Raw genomic sequence first — 19,458 nt, 5'->3', positions numbered from 1 at the left:
TCCTAGTCGTACTTAATATCCAGAATCTCTTTCATATATGGAATTGGCATTGCTTTTCCTGTGTACAGCTGCACCGCTGCATCTCCCTGGAATAACATCATGCCCAGTCCATTCATTGTCTTACATCCTACTTCTTTCGCCATCTTAAGAAGTGCTGTCTCTCTTGGTGCATAGATCACATCTACTACAATCAAATCCGGTCTTAAGTAGGAAGCATCCGGAATATAGGTCTGACCTTCCAAAGGTTTCATTCCCACGCCAGTCGCGTTAACAAACAGATAACTGTCTGCAATCTCTTCTTTTAATTTCGCAAGATCCGCAAGATCATATACGTGAGCGGTACATTCTGTATTGTTGTTAATCTTTTCTGCATTCGTAATTGCACGCTCCCAAGAAGCATCTTTGATATTAAAGATGGAAATCTCTTTCACCCCGTCAAGAGCTGCCTGAATCTGAATTGCAGTTGCCGCTCCGCCTGCACCTACAATCGTCATTTTCTTTCCAATCACGTCGATATTATTATCTTTCAAAGCAGCCATAAACCCAAGACCATCTGTGTTGTGTCCTGTCAGATGTCCATTATCATTTACAACCGTATTAACTGCTCCACACAGCTTAGCTGCCGGAGACAATTCATCCAAATACTGCAAGATCTCTGTTTTATTTGGCATAGATATATTAGAGCCTCTCATACCAAGCGTACGAATCGCATTCACTGCATCCTTCAAATTGCTGTTGTCCACCTCAAATGCCATCTGTACATAATTAAGCCCCAGCTTTGCATACGCCTCATTGTGCATGGTTGGGGAACTGGAATGTCTGATTGGATCAGCCATCAGCCCGATCAATATTGTTTTTGCATCTACTCTTTCTGCCATCTTTCTTCTCCTTTCAAGATTGTCAAATTCTTAACTTAATTATAAACTTAAGCCTACCTTCCGACCAATACTTATTACTCTTCCAACCTATAATTTTTATCTATCGGTTGTCTCCTTATATCTATAATAAATATTTATCAAAAAATAAAATATTATAATTTTACATTATTGTTAATCTGCGTTATATTGAACTGGAAGAACAGATAACGAAAATCCATCCACAGGAGGAATTGAAATGATGTACGATATAATCATTATCGGTGCCGGACCAGCTGGAATCAGCGCCGGACTTTACGCAGTCAGCAGGGGAAAGAAAACACTTGTTATTGAAAAACACGAAGTCGGCGGACTGATCAAAAAGGTATCTTCCGTCACCCATTACAGCGGATTGATCGAACAAGAAACTGGAGCTACCTTCGCTGCCCGATTAAAAAAACAGGCAGAAAACGCAGGTGTTTCCATCGTGCAAGAAACGGTAACGGAAGTATCTCTGACTCCGACAACAAAAACCGTCACTACCGACACTCATACCTATGAAGCTCCCCGCATCATTCTTGCTTGCGGAACTACTCCACGCAGACTTGGTATTCCCGGTGAACTGGAACTTTCAGGAAAGGGTGTATGCCAAAATGCCACAAAGGACGCTCCCCTTTGCGCCGGTAAACATGTTTATGTCGTAGGCGGAGCAGACGGCGCCATAAAAGAAGCGCTCTACCTTGCAGGCTTTGCCAAAAAGCTTACCATTCTTCATTTTGAAGAACAATTGGGCTGCATCGCAGAATTTAAAGAAAAGCTGAAAAAAGCAGAAAATATAGAAGTATGTCTCTCTTCCCGTCTCCATGCAATTCACGGGACAGATCAGATTGAGACACTGGAAATTAAGAACGAAATCGATTCATCCATCACTACCATCCAGGATCCTGGCTGTCAGGTATTTATCTATGCCGGATCCACACCAAACACCGAACTTTTTACGGAACTCTCTTTAGAAGACGGTTATATTCCGACAAATGAAAGGATGGAAACCTCCATTCCCGGAGTCTACGCTGCCGGCGATATCCGTATGAAGCAGGTGCGCCAGGCTGCAACTGCTGTATCTGACGGAGCTGTCGCAGCAATCAACGCTTCTATGTAAACCACGTAAAATACCCCCGCCTGTGTGTTGGCATCTTCTGCCAGCACACAGGCGGGGGTATTTTATAATCGACTTTTGCATTCTCTTCTCAAAAAGCCCTCTAGACTATCTCATTTAAATAAATCCGGCTTAGAGGTATCAATTTCTTTAATTCTTCTTTCAGCCTCACAGAAAGTTCAACCCCTTCTTCTTTCTCAATCCCTTCTACGGAAGCCGCACCAAAAATCAGACTTGTAAGGGCTCCTATGGTAATGGTTCCCTCCTTTTGATGTTCACTTCCCTCCATCAGCATAACACCGGAATATTCTGTCCCCGTCAACAAAATGCAGCGATTGTTCTCTTCAATCACTGGATCGGTAACCCGAAAACACATACCGACAAAGGAGCAAACAGAAAGACTCATCAAAAGCCGCCTCACATCCACAATCCGAACCATAATCTTCGGGCGCTTCTCTCCCTGTGGCTCTGAAGCAGCAATCCTGCAGTCTGTAATATGTCCATCTGTCCGATAAACCATCAATCTGCCGCCATCACTTTCGCATTCTTTCCAAAGTCTTCTGTAATACGCCTCGTCCCGAAATGCATACACCTGATATTTGGAAGCCAAATCCTGATTGGCCGCCCTGGAAAGTTCTGATAAGTCCGCTTCCGTCACCTCCGCAACCTGCACGTTTTTAGGATACACTTCACCATCCTGATAATAGAGCGGATTCTGCTCATATACCGTCCGAAAATCATAAGGCGTATAAATTGCTTCTGCCGCTGGCATCAAAAAGGTAAATGCCTCTCCTTCCTGATACATATCGTTTAAGGCTCGCTTTAACAGCGCACCCATATATCCACGCCCTCGATATTCCTTTTGCGTGGCAACCGCCACAATATAATTGGCATTCTTTTTCCCCCGGTTTACCATTAGTGAATACGGATTCAGGTGAAGCATCGCCCGAATTTCACCATCTTCTATCACAGTATAAATCTGATTATCCTTTGTTTTCTCTGTGTAGTAGTAATCCACAAATGCCCGGCTATCCTCTGAGAACACGGTCTCATAAAGCGGCCTGGTATCTGCGCGTTCCAATTCTTCAAGTTTCCTGATCTCCATCCTTTGCTCCTACTCTCTTTATCTGTCAGTCTGTTTGCATCCCGGGCAGGAGTCGCAGGCTCTGTCCGTATCTTCTACTGTATAACTGTAATTGGAAATGGTATCCAGGGCAGCAATCGCCTGAGCTGAAATTCCTTCTCCACTTCCTGTAAAACCAAGTCCCTCTTCCGTCGTTGCCTTAATATTAATCTGGCTGACATCAATATGAAGAGCTTCTGCTACATTTTTTCGCATTGTTTCTATATGCGGAGCCATCTTTGGACGCTGTGCAATAATTGTCGCATCAATATTTCCAATTACATAAAGCTCCTTCTCAATCAGCTCTCCAACGTGTTCCAACAGACGGATACTAGAAGCCCCTTTGTACGCCGGATCGGTATCCGGAAAATGTTTTCCGATATCTCCAAGCGCCGCTGCCCCCAAAAGCGCATCCATAATCGCATGCAGAAGCACGTCCGCATCTGAATGCCCCAAAAGCCCTTTTTCATAAGGAATTTTCACTCCTCCCAGGATCAGCTCTCTTCCTTCTACCAACTTATGCACATCATAGCCCATTCCTATTCGCATGTCCCTTCCTCCTTTTCTTCTTAACTTTGCAAAAAAAGCCCATGTATCATGGGCTTTTCTCTAGTAGCGGAAACTGGATTTGAACCAGCGACACCACGGGTATGAACCGTGTGCTCTAGCCAACTGAGCTATTCCGCCATATAATATTTTGATGGTATGGGACCAATAGGGCTCGAACCTATGACCCTCTGCTTGTAAGGCAGATGCTCTCCCAGCTGAGCTATGATCCCATTTTCCGTTCTGTCGTGTTCCTCTCTCGAACCGACTTCGTTATTATACTATTATCTCATGCGAAATGTCAACACTTTTTTTCACTTTTTTTATTTTTTTATTTTCCAAGGATTTTCTTACCGTTTCCAGCCTAAAAGAGCCCACTTTTTTCCCTTCTGCAAATGCCAGAAAAGGAGCCAAGAACCCTTGCGGATTCTTGACTCCTTTTCGTCTTTCATCTTAGCTTTCCCTTACGGTACTTCTTGGCTGTTCATCAATATGTGTTAGATTTTCTTTCTCTTACGCATAACGACTACTGCCGCTCCTGCCAAAAGAAAAGCTGCTGCCCATCCGGCAACCGGAGCAGTATCTCCAGTCTTTACACTGCCTGCCTTGTTTCCGGCTCCCTTATCTGAACCGCTAGAAGCAGAACCAGAGCCCTGTCCATTTCCAGATCCATTAGGTCCTGTCTGGCCGCCCTGGCCTTCGTTCTGGTCGCCCTGACCTCCCTGGCCACCTTGACCTTCACCTTCATCCGGATCTTTCACTTTTTCCAAATTGCCATAGGCCTCTTTCAGTGCACGGACAGCTTCTGCCACCGCATCTTCCAACGCATCCGGATCCTCACTGACCTTCTGTGCTGCCTCATATGCCTTCTGGAATGCCTCGTATGTATCCTTGGTATATAACGTTCCATCTACATTCTTATACTCTTCCAGAAGCTGATTTAACTCGGTCTTATCTCCAAGTACGCCGCCCGCAATCTCAACATCTCTAAGCACACGGTTATAAACCTTAACATTGTCAAAATATCCCTGGAAGTAAGCATCATTTCCATAGAAGGACTTTCCAAGATAAGATTTTAATCCCACGCCAAGATCCTTTACAGAGATCGGAATATCATTCTGCTCTGCAATCAGGTTTTCACCCAGATACAGCTTCATGGTTCCATCGTCCATAACTACTGTCAGATGCAGCCACTGATCCTTCACCGGCTCTTCCACTTTCTGAGTAAATCCAAACTCTCTTCCATAAGAACGAGTTGTCATTACGGATTTCAGGGAATCCTTTGATGTCTTTAAGAAATAATATTTGTTACTGTCTTGTCCAAATGTAAAGGTAAAGAAATCACCGTCCACTTTTTCCGGCTTCACATCCATGGAAATAGAGAAGGTGTCGCGTCCATCAAAGAAACCTACAGGAAGTTCTGCGAATGTTCCATTACTTCCATCCAGATACAGTGCGTTGCCGCTTCCGTCTTGTCCTTCCTTAATGGCTGCATTTCCATTTAAAACTGCGTCATTGCCATTGCCGCTGACATCTGTAACAATTGTCTGATCTACCGTTTCAAAATCATATTCCAGTACCGGTTTCAGCTGCTCTTCTTCTGCATTTTCCGGTGCCACATCTCCCCATTTTGCCATAACAGCATCATACTCTTCTCTTGTAATCCGAATCGGAGTACCGTGTCTTGCACGAGATGGCATTAAATGAGTCGCGTCATCCGGACGGGTGAACTCACCGCTTGCAAGATCATTGGTCAAAAGAGGATAATAACCGATTCCGCCAAAGTTATCTACCAGCAGACACCACTGATCATTTTCTGAATCATCTGCATTAAACTTGAAGATTGTCGGACCTTCCACCCATTGATTTGCATTCAGGGACTCTGATCCTACCGGTGTCCATTCGCCCAAAAGAGTTCTGGACTTTTCAATAAAGATGGACTTTGTCTTCGCACCCAGTTCATTGGTGTTTCCACCTTCATTCTTGGTATAACGGTAGTACATATCCTCTTTGTCATTGTAAATAACGGTCGTGTCGATGCTGGATTCATTCTTTTCGATAAATTTCTTTGGCTCTGTAAAGCTATAGAAATCTCTCGTCTTTGCATAATAAACGATCTGCTTTCCATAGTTGTCCGCAGATGTCTTAGATGCCCAGTAGACGATGTATTCTCCCGTAATCGGATCATAGGTTGCCTCCGGCGCCCAGGTACATCCCGCATCAATGGAAGCGCTAACCTCTACCATACGCATATCGGACCAGTTCACCAGATCGTTGGACTCCCACACCATCAGGGACTGGCTTCCGGCTCTCTGAGCTGCTCCCCAGTCATTATTGCCATAGATCTTTAAATCCGTCGCGATCATGTAGAACTTATCCCCTTCCGGAGACCGAATAAGAAATGGGTCACGAACTCCCTTTTCTCCCTTATCAGACGTCAGTACCGGTTTGTTTCCATTCAAATCATTCCATCCAATACCATCCTCACTGGCTGCAAAATAGATCTGCTCTCCATCACTATATCCTTCGCCTGCAAAATAACCGAAGAAATAATCCGTGTAATCTTCTTCTGTCAGCTTTGGAACGGCTGCTTTTACCAGGAATTTAAATTCTTTCGTATCAGACAGCTCTCCGAGGGAAATGGTCGCTTTCATCGTTACCACAGTATCTTCAGCCGGTCTTGTCACTGTTCCTGCCGGAGTTGGATCATACCCTTCATTGGCATGCTCTTCTACGTCAACAATTCCTTTTCCGTCTGTTTCTTCCCAGGTAATCGTGGTCTCATTGAGTCCTGTGGACGGAAGCGTAATATTTCCATATACTGGCTGAGTCGTCTCATTATATGGAAGATTCAACGCTTCTTTCGCTTCTGCTAATTTTCCTGCATCAGAATGATCCTTTGTTTCTGCAAGAATCTTAAATGATTTTAAGTTGCCCTTAAATGTCGGATCTGGAGAATAGAGAGATTTTCCAATGTATCCCATCGCGTCTCCTTCTGTACCGTTCTTTAAGATCTCCTGAATCGAATATCCTGTTTCTCGTTCTCCTACCAGATTTCCATCTACAGAAACCTTTAAGAGTCCCTGCTGGAATTCATAACGAACCGTATGATACTGATTTAAATCCAGTTTCATAGACTCATCTAACAGAAGTTCAGAACTTCCATCTTTAATTCCTGTACGGACATTGCCCTGTTTTCCATTGTTATTATTGCCCTGTGCCGGACAAAAGAATGCATAGTTCTTAACATTTGGCCATTTATTTACCTTAGTTCCAAGACAGAACAGCCAGGAATTCCCCTCTGCTTTTGCCTGAAATACAGCTTCAATAGCAAATGCTTCTTTTTCGATCAATCCCGCTGGAAGCGTAACATACTGTTCTTTCTTTCCCTCGAAATTCAGAACGTTTTCTCCGTCTTCCACCACGAAATTTTCCTCTGCGAAGCCGGAATAAGGCGCATCATTTCCGTTTCCGGACTGATCTTTTAACACGCCGTCCTTATGGCTCATATCGTATGATGCCACAAGTTCCATCTTCGCATCCTGCGGCGGATTCTCTTCGGCTCTGGCAGGTAGCGCCGGCAAGAGAGATACCGCCATCACCGCACTTAAGATCCAGGCGGCGATTCGTTTTGTTCTCTTCATGTGTCTCCTCCTTTTCTCACCGGTCAAATCCGGCTCAAACTTTTCCATATATACAATATCATTTTCCCCAAAAGAAGGATACGGAATTATTTTCGATCTTTGTTGGAATATTTTTGATCTTTATTGAATATTTTTTGCTTTTTTAAAAAGCCGGCGCACACTGCACCGGCTTTCGATTCTGTTTCACATATGTTTTTAGACTGTCCTTACTACGGTTCTTTACACAATTCCCTGAGCAGTCATTGCATCTACAACTTTCTCAAATCCCGCAATATTAGCTCCAACTACATAATTGCCCTCTGCTCCGTAACGTTTTGCAGCGTCCGCCATGTTGTGGCAGATATTCACCATGATTCCCTGCAATTTTGCGTCTACTTCCTCAAAGGACCAGCTTAATCTCTCGCTGTTCTGAGACATTTCCAATGCAGATGTTGCCACACCGCCTGCATTAGCTGCCTTTCCAGGAGCAAACAATACGCCGTTCTCCTGCAGATATTCTGTTGCCTCTAAGGTAGTCGGCATATTGGCACCTTCTGCAACTGCCATACATCCATTTTCCACCAGCATCTTAGCATCTTCCAGATGCAGTTCATTCTGGGTTGCACATGGCAGAGCAATGTCTACTTTGACAGACCATACGCCGCGTCCCTCATGGTACTCGGCATTTGGACGATACTTCTTGTACTCTGTCAGTCTTGCGCGGTTTACTTCCTTGATCTCTTTTAATGCAGCAAGATCAATTCCTTCTTCATCATAAACCCATCCAGTAGAATCACTGACTGTTACAACCTTGGCCCCAAGCTGCTGTGCCTTCTCAGCCGCATAGATAGCAACATTTCCGGATCCAGAGATCGCAACCGTCTTTCCTGCCAGATCCTGTCCATTTAATTTCAGCATTTCCTGTGTCAGATAGAGAAGTCCGTATCCGGTTGCCTCTTTTCTTGCCAAAGATCCTCCATAGCTTAAACCTTTTCCGGTCAGCACACCTTCGTATACGCCGCGGATTCTCTTATACTGCCCAAACATATAGCCAATCTCTCGCGCACCTGTTCCAATATCACCAGCCGGAACGTCAGTATCTGCACCGATATATTTGCAAAGTTCTGTCATAAAGCTCTGGCAGAATGCCATCACTTCTCTGTCTGATTTGCCCTTTGGATCAAAGTCAGCTCCACCTTTACCGCCGCCGATCGGAAGTCCAGTCAGCGAATTTTTAAAGATCTGCTCAAATCCCAGGAATTTGATAATTCCAAGATTTACAGATGGATGCAGACGCAAACCACCCTTATATGGTCCAATCGCACTGTTAAACTGTACACGGTAACCAGTGTTCACCTGTACCTGTCCATTGTCATCTACCCATGGTACACGGAATTTAAACTGTCTTTCTGGTTCTACCAGTCTCTCAAGAAGAGCATCTTTTCTGAACTTCTCTTCATTTGCCTCTACTACCACTCTCAGGGATTCCAGAACTTCTTTGACTGCCTGGTGAAATTCTGGCTCTGCCGGATTCTTTGCAACTACTTTCTCCAAGACTTCATCAACATATGACATAACTTCTACCTCCTAATGCTGCTTTTAACTTTCACTGTTTAGTATTGTAAAGTATTTTTATCTATAACACAAGATTTTTTTATAAAAAATTTTTAGTTTTTGCAATTTGTTTTTATTTTTCCTGCAAGTTAGATGATTTTTATGCAGTTTTTATTGATGTATTCCACTATATATGCAACAAACCATAATTAATGTTGCATTTCTTGTTGTTTTAAACATAGCAAAAGCCCCAAATAATTATGAAACCTATAGGGCAAATCTACTTCCGCTTCCCCTTTGACCAGCAGTAGCTACACAGAAAATACAGTTTGCGACAGGGGGAAACGTAATTTGGGACGGAGTAAAGTTTCATTTTACTCCGTCCCAAATTAATTATTTAAAATATTTCACGCCTGATTCAAAGATCTTCAAATCCTGCTCACCATAGATATTTTTCGCTACGCTTCTTGCACGTCTCTCGGAGTGCGCCATCTTACCAAGCACACGTCCATCCGGGCTTGTGATACCCTCGATTGCACAGTAGGAACCGTTGACATTCCATTCTTCGTTCATAGTAATATTTCCTTCTGGATCACAGTACTGCGTTGCTACCTGTCCATTAGCAAAAAGTTTGTCTATCCATTCTTTGCTTGCCACGAAACGTCCTTCCCCGTGAGATGCCGGGTTCGTGTATACACCGCCAAGCTCTGCACCCTGAAGCCATGGAGACTTATTGGTCACCACTTTGGTATATACCATCTTGGAAATGTGGCGTCCGATGGTATTGTAGGTCAGTGTTGGAGAATCTGCGGTCTGTCCGGTAATCTCTCCATTTGGAACCAGCCCTAATTTAATCAGTGCCTGGAATCCGTTACATACACCAAGTACCAATCCGTCACGCTCGTTCAAGAGCTTCTCTACCGCCTCTTTCATCTTCGCATTCTGGAATGCCGTTGCAAAGAATTTTGCAGAACCATCAGGCTCGTCGCCAGCAGAGAATCCACCTGGGAACATGATGATCTGTGACTGGCTGATCGCTTTCTCAAACACTTCTACAGAATCTACAATATCAGAAGCGCTCATGTTCTTGAACACCTTCACAATCGTCTTCGCGCCAGCACGCTCAAACGCTTTCTTGCTGTCAAACTCGCAGTTTGTTCCCGGGAATACCGGAATAAATACAGTCGGCTGTGCAATTTTATGAGAGCAGATATGAATGTCGGAAGCATTGTAAAGTCCTTTCTCGATTACCTCTTCCTGTCCCTCTGCTCCGGAATTGGTCGGAAATACTTTCTCTAAAGTTCCCTTCCAAGCTTCCTCTGCCTCAGATAACGGAATCTCTACATCTCCATAAGAGAATACAGCATCATCTGTTACTTCACCAATCACAGTATATGTAATGGCAAGTTCGCCAAGTTTTTCTGCCGGAACTTCTGCAATGATATCACCAAATGCAGGAGCAAATAAATCTCTTGCGTCCACATTATGCTCTAATTTCACACCCATGCGATTACCAAACGCCATCTTGCTTACTGCGGAAATAACGCCGTGTCTGTCAAGCGCATATGCAGATACGATTCTTCCAGCTCTGATGTCTTCTGTAAATTTACCATACTGAGCCATCACTTCTTCGTATTTTGGCACGTCATACTCATCCGTCGGAATACGAAGCCATACTAACTTATTACCAGCTTCTTTTAATTCCGGTGTAATAATATCTTTCTCCGTTGCAATATCTACTGCAAAAGATACCAGTGTCGGCGGAACGTCGATATCTTCAAACGTACCGGACATACTGTCTTTTCCTCCGATAGACGGCAAGCCGAAACCAAGCTGTGCATTGTAAGCTCCAAGAAGCGCCGCAAACGGCTGGCTCCATCTGTGTGGATCTTCAGTCATACGACGGAAGTACTCCTGGAAAGTGAAACGGATCTTACTATAATCTCCACCTGCTGCCACGATCTTTGCCACAGACTCTGTCACTGCATAAATCGCTCCGTGATATGGACTCCAAGTAGAAAGATATGGATCAAATCCATAACTCATCATGGATACGGCATCGCAATCTCCTGTAAGTACCGGAAGTTTCGCTACCATTGCCTGTGTCTCTGTCATCTGATATTTTCCGCCATGAGGCATGAATACGGATGCAGCTCCGATAGAACCGTCAAACATTTCTACCAGACCTTTCTGAGAACATACATTCAAATCTTTCAATACAGAAAGCCACTGTTCTTTTACATCTTTTACCTCTGCTCTTGTAAGAACGGTATCCTGTCTGTTTGGAATATCCACCTCTACGGTTGTCTCCTGATGAGCTCCGTTGGTATCCAGGAATGCACGGGAAAGATTTACAATCTCTTTGCCTCTCCAGGAAAGTACCAGTCTTGGAGACTCGGTTACTACCGCAACCTCAATAGCCTCTAAGTTTTCTTCCTTCGCATAGCCCATGAACTCTGCCACATCTTTTGGATCCACTACGACCGCCATACGCTCCTGAGACTCTGAGATTGCAATCTCAGTACCGTCCAGTCCCGCATATTTCTTCGGCACTTTATCCAGATCAACCTTCAGTCCATCCGCCAGTTCTCCGATCGCAACAGAAACACCGCCGGCTCCAAAGTCATTACATTTCTTAATTAATTTACTTACTTCTTCTCGTCTAAAAAGACGCTGAATCTTACGCTCTGTCGGTGGATTTCCTTTCTGTACCTCAGCACCGCAGGTCTCAATGGATTCCTCTGTATGTACTTTAGAAGAACCAGTAGCGCCACCGCAGCCGTCACGTCCTGTACGTCCGCCAAGTAAGATGATGATATCACCCGGATCAGAAGTCTCACGAATAACCGCACGCCTTGGTGCTGCGCCCAATACCGCTCCAATCTCCATACGTTTTGCCACATAATTTGGATGGTAAATCTCTTTCACCGCACCGGTAGCCAGACCAATCTGATTTCCGTAGGAACTGTACCCATGAGCCGCCTCGCGAACCAGTTTCTTCTGAGGAAGTTTTCCTTTCATCGTATCTTTCACAGACACGGTTGGATCTGCTGCTCCTGTCACGCGCATTGCCTGATATACATATGTACGTCCAGAAAGCGGATCGCGGATCGCTCCTCCCAGACAGGTAGCTGCCCCGCCAAAAGGTTCAATCTCTGTCGGATGGTTATGGGTTTCATTCTTAAAGTTTACCAACCATTCTTCTTCCACGCCGTCAACCTTAACCGGAACCACGATACTGCATGCATTAATCTCATCAGATTCTTCCTGATCTTCTAACTTTCCTTCCCGTTTCAGTTTCCGCATTGCCATAAGTGCAAGATCCATTAAGCAAACAAACTTGTCTTCTCTGCCTTTAAAGATCTCGCTGTGATCTGCAAGATACTGACGATAAGTCTCTTCGATTGGCTCTCTATAATCTCCTTCTCCAAAACTTACATCCGTAAGCTCTGTAGAAAACGTCGTATGACGGCAGTGATCAGACCAGTAAGTATCAAGCACTCGAATCTCTGTCATGGAAGGATCTCTTTGTTCCTCTCCTTTAAAATAGTTCTGAATGTGCTGGAAATCTTTAAAAGTCATAGCAAGTCCCAGAGAATCATATAATTCTCTCAACTGATCTTCTGCCATATCCTTAAATCCATCAAAAACAATCACATCATCCGGTTCATCAAAAACCGTCACCAATGTCTCTGGTTTCTCCATACCTGTTTCTCTGGAATCCACCGGATTGATGCAGTGATTTTTCACTGCCTCAAATTCCTCATCCGAAATCGGAGCGTTCTTTCCTACAATCACATAAGTCGTTGCCGTCTTAATTACCGGCTGCTCATCCTCTTTGATAAACTGAATACACTGAACTGCAGAATCTGCTCTCTGATCAAACTGACCAGGGAGAAACTCTACAGAAAATACTCTGCTGTTTGCTTCTGTTTCAAAATCTTCTCTATAAAGGGTATCCACCGGAGGCTCGGCGAAAATACCATTACATGCTTTTTCAAATACTTCGTCAGAAATATTTTCCACATCATAACGGATCAGAACTCTTACATCTTCCAAATCTTTAATACCGAGATAGCTTTGAATCTCATGCCGGAGATCTTTTGCCTGTACTGCAAAATCAGATTTCTTTTCTACATACACTCGTCTTACATTACTCATACATTTTCCTCCATTTGGTAACTTGGTAATTCCATTACACTGTTAGTTTCATTGTAACACACTTTTTGTTATTAATGTAATTAATATAAATTAATATTTTTATAACCTCTTCTTATAATTCTCATATCTTTTCCACAAATAAAACAGGACCCAGACTCCCAGCAGTATTCCCAAAAATATACCGCCAATCCGAAATACCATATCTGCGAAAAACCCTTCCGGCAGCATCCGAATCATATAATCGGAAGCCGGATCAAACAGCCAAAGATCATTTGAAAAAAAGAGCTCATGAAACAAAGTAAAGCAGGCTGTAAAATCAACCGAAACTGCCACTGCCAGCAAGGTAATCGCCAAAAGGAATACCCCCAATGAAATGGAATACGCCCGGAAACATTGATTCCCGATGTCCCTCTCCTTCTGTCCCTCTTTCCGATTCTTCCAGGACAGCGAAAGAAGGAAAAGAACTGCCACAAACACCACAAGGAAATTCCTTATCTTCAATCCTCCGAGAAAGAGCTTTCTTACATCTGCCATGTGAAGTCTGTCCTGTTCATTAAAAAAATCCTGCCTTCGTCCAGCCACTTCGGTCTTAACAGACAACACCTCTTCCCGTCCAATCAGATAATCCATCATATAATCCGTAACTTTCATCACATTTTCCATTGACATATGAAGGTCTTCTGTCACCCGGTACTTTCGATACTCTTTTTCATAAAATCGATATTCGCTGTCTCCATAAATAGCAATCTGAAAGCTGGTGATCAAAATTATCATCACCAATAAAAACATCGCCGTAACCGTTCCGGCCATCCGTAATTTCCTCATACCCTCCTATATCTCCCATGCAAGCAGTCTTAATCAAACATTTCTAAATGATCTTACCAGTAAGTATATCACAATAGCAGTTGTAATTCACTTCCTTTTGACTTATAATAAAAAATAGTTTATTAGGAGGACTTATAATGGATATTAACTATGAATTATACAAGGTATTCTACTACGTTGCCAAAACGCTTAGCTTCTCCGAGGCATCTAAGCAGCTCTTTATCTCTCAGTCGGCCGTCAGCCAGTCTGTAAAGGCTCTGGAGAAAAAACTGGATCAGACCCTCTTTATCCGCAGCACCAAAAAAGTTCGATTAACACCAGAAGGGGAAATTCTGTTCCGCCATGTAGAGCCGGCAATGACACTCATTCAAAAAGGGGAAGCCCAGCTTCTTGACACCGAGAATGGCAGTGGGCAGATTCGCATTGGAGCAAGCGACACCATATGCCGGTACTTTCTGATCCCATACCTAGAAAAATTCCACAAAGCATTTCCTCGCGCCCACATCAAGGTAACCAACGCAACCTCGATTCGCTGCGTAGAGCTTTTGGAAACTGGTCAGGTGGATCTGATTGTTGTAAATTACCCCAATCCGGCTCTTGGAAGCATCTACAATGTCAAAAAGATCTTGGAATTTCAAGACGTCTTTATCGCCAATGAGACTTACTCCGAATTAAAGGGTCGTCACCTCTCTGCGGAAGAGCTTCTGAAGTATCCAATCCTTATGCTGGATAAAAAAAGTACCACCAGTGAATTCCTGCACGCACTCTTTCAGAAATATCAGCTGGATCTGGTGCCTGAAATCGAACTTAGCAGTAATGATCTTCTGATTGATCTGGCAAGCATCGGGCTTGGAATTGCTTTCATTCCAGACTACTGCCTTCCAAGGAAGCCCGAAAATCTGTTTATTGTAGAAACCCAAGAAGAGCTTCCCAAACGAGAACTTGTCATCGCGTACAACGATCACATTCCGGTTTCCAAAGCAACCCGCGAATTCTTAAACTACTGGCAGGGGGATCTTACTTCCTAATCCCCCTTATCCTCCTTATCCTTTCTGTTCTTCCCCCTGTTCTTCTCCCTGTTCTTCGCTTTGTTCTTCTATCTGCTCCCAAAACGTCTCCATCTTATCAGCCACATTATCTGCATTACAAGTTCCATAGTCTTTCCACTCTCTTGGAAAAATTTCCTGATAACGATAGTCGCGAAAGCGTTCATCCAGCAAAAGAATAACGCCGCAGTCCCTATCCGTTCGGATCACACGCCCTGCAGACTGCAGTACCTTATTCATACCGGGATACAGATATGCATAATCAAATCCTCTGATGCCCTGTTTCTGAAAATAGTCTTTCAAAAGTTCTCGTTCCCGACACACCTGCGGAAGGCCGGTTCCAACAATTGCTGCGCCAATCAGCCGATCCCTGGAAAGATCGATCCCTTCCGAGAAAATTCCTCCCATCACACAGAATCCAATCAGACTTCCCTCCCGTTCTTCCTCAAAATTCTCAAGAAAAATCTCCCTTGCCTCCTCGGACATATACTGAGATTGAAGGATATAATCAATCTCTTCTAGCTCTCCTGCAATTCTTTGCTCGGCAAGCAGAATTTCAAATGCCTCATAAACCTCTTCCATAAAACGGTAAGAAGGAAAAAACGCCATATAATTTCCTGCTTTCGCCCGTACCATACAAAGAAGATACCTCGCATATCGGCGATACATTTCCTCACCCCTGCTGGTATACTTACTGCTCACATCATTGCCCACAAGAAGAAGTCGTCTCCTTACATCAAAGGGAGATCTGGCATACACCGCATAATCTTCCTTCGATGTACTCAGCAAGTTTTTATAGTAATGAATCGGAAGTAAAGTTGCCGAGAAAAAAACTGCACTATTCCCTTTCTCTAAAAATTCCTGCAGGCAGGCGGATGGATTAACACAGAATAACCGAATCCAGAAATGCCCTTTTCCATCTAATTCTGAGTAAATCAGATAGTTCTCATCCACCCTTTCATAGATATTGACAAACATCCGTACCTGAAAATAAAAATCCAAAACCTCTTTTCTGATCTCCGGATCTGTGCATTCTTCCAAATACTGTTCCAATTCCCCCATCAGTGCAATCAATTTCAAATAGATATGTCCTACACTATTTAAGATCTGATATTCTTCACATTCCCGCTTCAATGCCAACATCTGCTTATTGCATTCTTCCAGCCTTCTGACAAGTTTCGGATCACTCATTTTTACCAGGCGCTTCACCTTCAACACTTCTTCTTTACAGACGGAAGCGCTATACATCTCCCGCCCCCGATCCACCAGGTTATGCGCCTCATCAATCAGGAACAGGTAATCTCCTTTCACGCTTTCTCCAAAAAAGCGCTTCAAATGAGCGTTGGGATCAAACACATAATTATAATCACAAATCACAGCATCCACCCAGGTTGACACATCTAAACTCATCTCAAATGGACAGACCTTCCACTTTCTTGCATGTTCTTCCAGAATCTCCCGGCTCATTTCATCGGAAGCGGTCAGAAGTTCATAAACCGCATCGTTCACCCGGTCATAATGACCTTTGGCATAAGGACATTTTTCCGGATTGCAGTCCGCTTCTTCACAGAAACAAATTTTCTCCTTTGCCGTCAGTACCAGAACCTTCATCCGAAGCGCCTGTTCTTTTAACGTATCAAACGCCTGCCACGCCACCGTTCGGGTAATCGTCCTCGCCGTCAGATAGAAAATCTTCTCTCCCAGTTCCTCTCCCATCGCCTTCACTGCCGGGAACACGGTAGCCATTGTTTTTCCCACGCCCGTCGGCGCCTGGATAAACAGTTTCTTCTTCCGAAGAATGGTACGATACACAGAAACCGTCAAATCTCTTTGCCCCTCCCGATAAGGAAACGGAAATTCAATCTTCTTAATCGATGCATTTCGCTTCTTTCTCCAGCTAATCTGATATCGCGCCCATTTTTCATACTGTCCCGCCAACTCCAAAAACCAACGTTCCAGCTCTTCATACGGATACACATTTTGAAAACGTTTGATTTCCTCCGTCTCCAGATTACAGTAAGTCATTTGGACACCAATGTCAGAAAGCCCCTGCTGATTCGCATAGATATAAGCATAACACATCGCCTGTGCCAAATGTACGGGAACCGGCTCCTTTAAAAATTCCAATTCTTTATAGATTCCTTTTATTTCATCAACAACAATCCCGTCCGCAGTCTCCATAATTCCGTCTGCTCTTCCTTCTACAGACAAGATAAAGCCCCGGCATAAAATCTCATGCTTTAACGATACCTCTGCATGATACCCCGCACCCATCTGTCTTTGAATCTTTCGATGGATTTTGCCTCCCATCAGCATGGCGTCCTTGTCCATACCTGCTATACGATTGTCAATATCTCCGCTTCTTAAAATAAATTCCACCAGATTCCGTACGGAAATCCGGATGATTGGCTGTTCCTGTTCCATTGTACACTTCCACCTGCCTCACTGGCTGTCATCATTTCTTCTATCTTATCATACTTTTAGCCTCCCTGTGAAAATTCTGTCATATATGGACGAAAACGAAACGGCAGATGCTGTGCCTGCGCCTTTTTATCTTCCCTCTCTGAAATGGAAATCGTCTCACAAAACCCTCTCCACAGCTTTTCGTATCTTTTCTCCTGTTCCGACACCTCCAATTCTTCCAAACAAAATTCTTCCAAACAAGATTCTTCTGCCCAAACCAACACCCACCGTCTTCCTGATTCATGTACGGCAAACATCCGATGCGACTTGTCATAAATCATCCAGTTCTCTTTCGGAAGACGTTCTTCAAAATGGGGTGCAAGACAGGGAAGCACCTGACTTTTCGGACGAATCACCGCACAGAGAATCCCTCCCTTCAACTCTCGAAAACGTACAAATCCTTTCAAAGCGTGCGCTTCTGCTCCTACTCGTCTGCTAAGTTCAAATACCTTTTCCACGTCAGGATGTGTCAGATGTTCCATGATTCTTCGGCTGTCTGGAATATGCCTGGCCTCCATCATTGTTCCAAGAATAGCGTCCCCTCTTCCCGGATCATCTGAAAGAACTGCCTGGCTAATCTCCTGATAGGCTGTACCTCCCAAATGCCTGCATATCATGCGGTCTACCGCCGCTGCTTTTTCTCTGTTTTCCTCCACCTCTTCGTAAGTACAAAATAGCTCCGGTTCCACATGTCCTGCCAATGCAATTCCACTATCCTGCTGATCTTTCCGTCTCCAGGCTTCATAAATCCCAGAAAAAATCCCCGTCGCTGAATCACTGCATATATATACCTTTTTCACCCAAACCACCTCCAAACCTTACATCATCGAACAGTGACAATTGCTGATATCCCATATGAACCACCTCTTTCGGAAGCCGTTCCCCAGATGCCAGAAGATTTCTCGCAATCGACTCCTCGGTAAACTTCACCGGATACATCATCTTCCCCTCACAGGTAATAAAATAAACAGCCCTCTTAAGTACCACTCCCATCTTCTTTAAATCTTCATAGGTTAAGGTACCAAGCCGTCTCGCCTTCACAATTCTGGATGCCGATTTGTATCCGATTCCAGGCACCCGAAGGAGCGTCTTATAGTCTGCCTGATTCACCTCAACCGGAAAATATTCTAAATGCTTCAATGCCCAATTACACTTTGGATCAAAGAGCACATTGAAGTTCGGTTCCTCTTCTGACAGGAGTTCTTCCGCACGAAAGTGGTAATAACGAAGCAGCCAGTCTGCCTGATACAGCCGATGTTCCCGAAGAAGCGGCGGCCCTTCATCCGACCGTGCCGGAAGATGAGCATCCTCATTCACATGAACAAATGCAGAAAAGAACACTCTCTTCAAGTCAAACTTCTGGTAAAGAGACTGTGTCACCTGCATAATCTGATAATCACTTTCCGGTGTCGCACCAATAATCATCTGGGTGCTTTGTCCCGCCGGTACAAAGCGAGGTGCATGGCGGTAAAGAGCCAGTTCCTGTCGATTTTCTTCCATGCCGTTCTGCACCAGACGCATCGGCGTCAAAATCTTCTTCCGCGTCTTATGGGGAGCAAGAATCTTCAGACTCTCCGCTGTCGGAAGTTCCAGATTCACACTCATCCTGTCCGCCAGAAACCCCACCCGACGAATCAATTCCGAATCTGCGCCAGGAATCGCCTTTACATGAATATACCCTTGAAATCCACATTCTGTTCTCAGCTTATAAAGCGCCGCATAGATCAGTTCCATCGTATAATCCGGACTCTTTAAAATACCGGAACTTAGGAATAGTCCTTCAATATAATTCCGTCGATAAAACTCCATCGTAAGCGTACAGATCTCATCTGGAGTAAAGGATGTACGCACCACATCATTGGTTCTTCGATTCACACAATACTTACAGTCATAAATACATTCATTGGTAAACAAAATTTTGAGAAGGGAGATACATCTTCCATCCGCCGAAAAACTATGGCAAATTCCCGACTGCTCACAGCTTCCCATTCCCGTTCCGTCATTCCTTCTAGATGTTCCGCTGGAAGTACAGGCCACATCATACTTTGCCGCATCCGTCAGAATATTCAGTTTCTCATACATTGTTAAGGTCTCCTGAATCCTCATC

12 protein-coding genes and 2 tRNA genes are annotated in these 19,458 nt (G+C 44.1%); 2 read left to right on the top strand and 12 right to left on the bottom strand.

Annotated features, from left to right (window positions below):
- Positions 1–2: 2 nt before the first annotated feature.
- Positions 3–878 (bottom strand): shikimate dehydrogenase, encoded by an 876-nt coding sequence (locus WKT00_RS00995; RefSeq protein WP_101694572.1) that lies wholly within the window; start codon positions 876–878, stop codon positions 3–5.
- A gap of 238 nt (positions 879–1,116) precedes the next feature.
- Here WKT00_RS00995 and WKT00_RS00990 point away from each other — a divergent pair, with 238 nt between their 5' ends.
- Positions 1,117–2,013 carry an FAD-dependent oxidoreductase gene (locus WKT00_RS00990; RefSeq protein WP_101694779.1) on the top strand — a complete coding sequence of 299 codons (897 nt, stop codon included), beginning with the start codon at positions 1,117–1,119 and terminating at the stop codon, positions 2,011–2,013.
- Between the two features lie 100 nt (positions 2,014–2,113).
- On the opposite strand, the gene WKT00_RS00985 is transcribed toward WKT00_RS00990, so the two are convergent.
- The 8 genes from WKT00_RS00985 to WKT00_RS00950 form a co-directional block, all read right to left on the bottom strand.
- On the bottom strand, positions 2,114–3,115 hold the full coding sequence (locus tag WKT00_RS00985) for a GNAT family N-acetyltransferase (RefSeq protein ID WP_101694573.1): 1,002 nt from the start codon (positions 3,113–3,115) through the stop codon (positions 2,114–2,116).
- An 18-nt stretch (positions 3,116–3,133) separates the two neighbouring features.
- Complete coding sequence (gene ispF, locus WKT00_RS00980; RefSeq protein WP_101694574.1) at positions 3,134–3,682, bottom strand: 2-C-methyl-D-erythritol 2,4-cyclodiphosphate synthase; 549 nt, start codon at positions 3,680–3,682, stop codon at positions 3,134–3,136.
- A 64-nt stretch (positions 3,683–3,746) separates the two neighbouring features.
- Positions 3,747–3,820 (bottom strand) — tRNA-Met (locus tag WKT00_RS00975).
- Positions 3,821–3,839: 19 nt separating this feature from the next.
- Positions 3,840–3,912: transfer RNA gene (locus WKT00_RS00970), tRNA-Val, on the bottom strand.
- A 264-nt stretch (positions 3,913–4,176) separates the two neighbouring features.
- A complete protein-coding gene (locus WKT00_RS00965) occupies positions 4,177–7,323 on the bottom strand; it encodes a LamG-like jellyroll fold domain-containing protein (RefSeq protein ID WP_159459843.1) in 3,147 nt (1,048 codons plus the stop codon).
- Positions 7,324–7,542: 219 nt separating this feature from the next.
- Positions 7,543–8,877 (bottom strand): NADP-specific glutamate dehydrogenase, encoded by a 1,335-nt coding sequence (gene gdhA / locus WKT00_RS00960; protein ID WP_340260375.1) that lies wholly within the window; start codon positions 8,875–8,877, stop codon positions 7,543–7,545.
- Positions 8,878–9,249: 372 nt separating this feature from the next.
- Complete coding sequence (locus WKT00_RS00955) at positions 9,250–13,017, bottom strand: phosphoribosylformylglycinamidine synthase (protein WP_340260373.1); 3,768 nt, start codon at positions 13,015–13,017, stop codon at positions 9,250–9,252.
- 99 nt (positions 13,018–13,116) lie between these two features.
- Positions 13,117–13,842: a TIGR01906 family membrane protein gene (locus WKT00_RS00950; protein WP_340260371.1), complete on the bottom strand. Its 726-nt coding sequence runs from the start codon at positions 13,840–13,842 to the stop codon at positions 13,117–13,119.
- 137 nt (positions 13,843–13,979) lie between these two features.
- Between WKT00_RS00950 and WKT00_RS00945 the strand changes: the two genes are divergently transcribed.
- Entirely contained in the window at positions 13,980–14,870 is an 891-nt protein-coding gene (locus tag WKT00_RS00945; protein ID WP_173814146.1) for a LysR family transcriptional regulator, read from the top strand.
- Positions 14,871–14,885: 15 nt separating this feature from the next.
- Here the strand turns inward: WKT00_RS00945 and WKT00_RS00940 are convergent, their stop codons facing one another.
- The 3 genes from WKT00_RS00940 to WKT00_RS00930 are packed head-to-tail and all read right to left on the bottom strand — an operon-like array spanning position 14,886 to position 19,457.
- Positions 14,886–17,312 (bottom strand): ATP-dependent DNA helicase, encoded by a 2,427-nt coding sequence (locus tag WKT00_RS00940; protein ID WP_340260368.1) that lies wholly within the window; start codon positions 17,310–17,312, stop codon positions 14,886–14,888.
- Positions 17,313–17,368: 56 nt separating this feature from the next.
- Entirely contained in the window at positions 17,369–18,151 is a 783-nt protein-coding gene (locus WKT00_RS00935) for a TIGR03915 family putative DNA repair protein (protein ID WP_173814144.1), read from the bottom strand.
- The gene (locus WKT00_RS00930; protein WP_101694582.1) at positions 18,126–19,457 is read right to left on the bottom strand and encodes a putative DNA modification/repair radical SAM protein; all 1,332 of its coding nucleotides are present in this window, start codon (positions 19,455–19,457) and stop codon (positions 18,126–18,128) included. Before WKT00_RS00930 ends, WKT00_RS00935 begins: the two co-directional genes overlap by 26 nt.
- Position 19,458 lies beyond the last annotated feature (1 nt).

Source organism: Dorea sp. ICN-14282, from assembly GCF_037890115.1.
Classification (GTDB): Bacteria; Bacillota; Clostridia; order Lachnospirales; family Lachnospiraceae; genus Dorea_B; species Dorea_B phocaeensis.
Note: the sequence above shows the minus strand (reverse complement) of the source record. Positions and strands in the feature narration are given on the sequence as shown.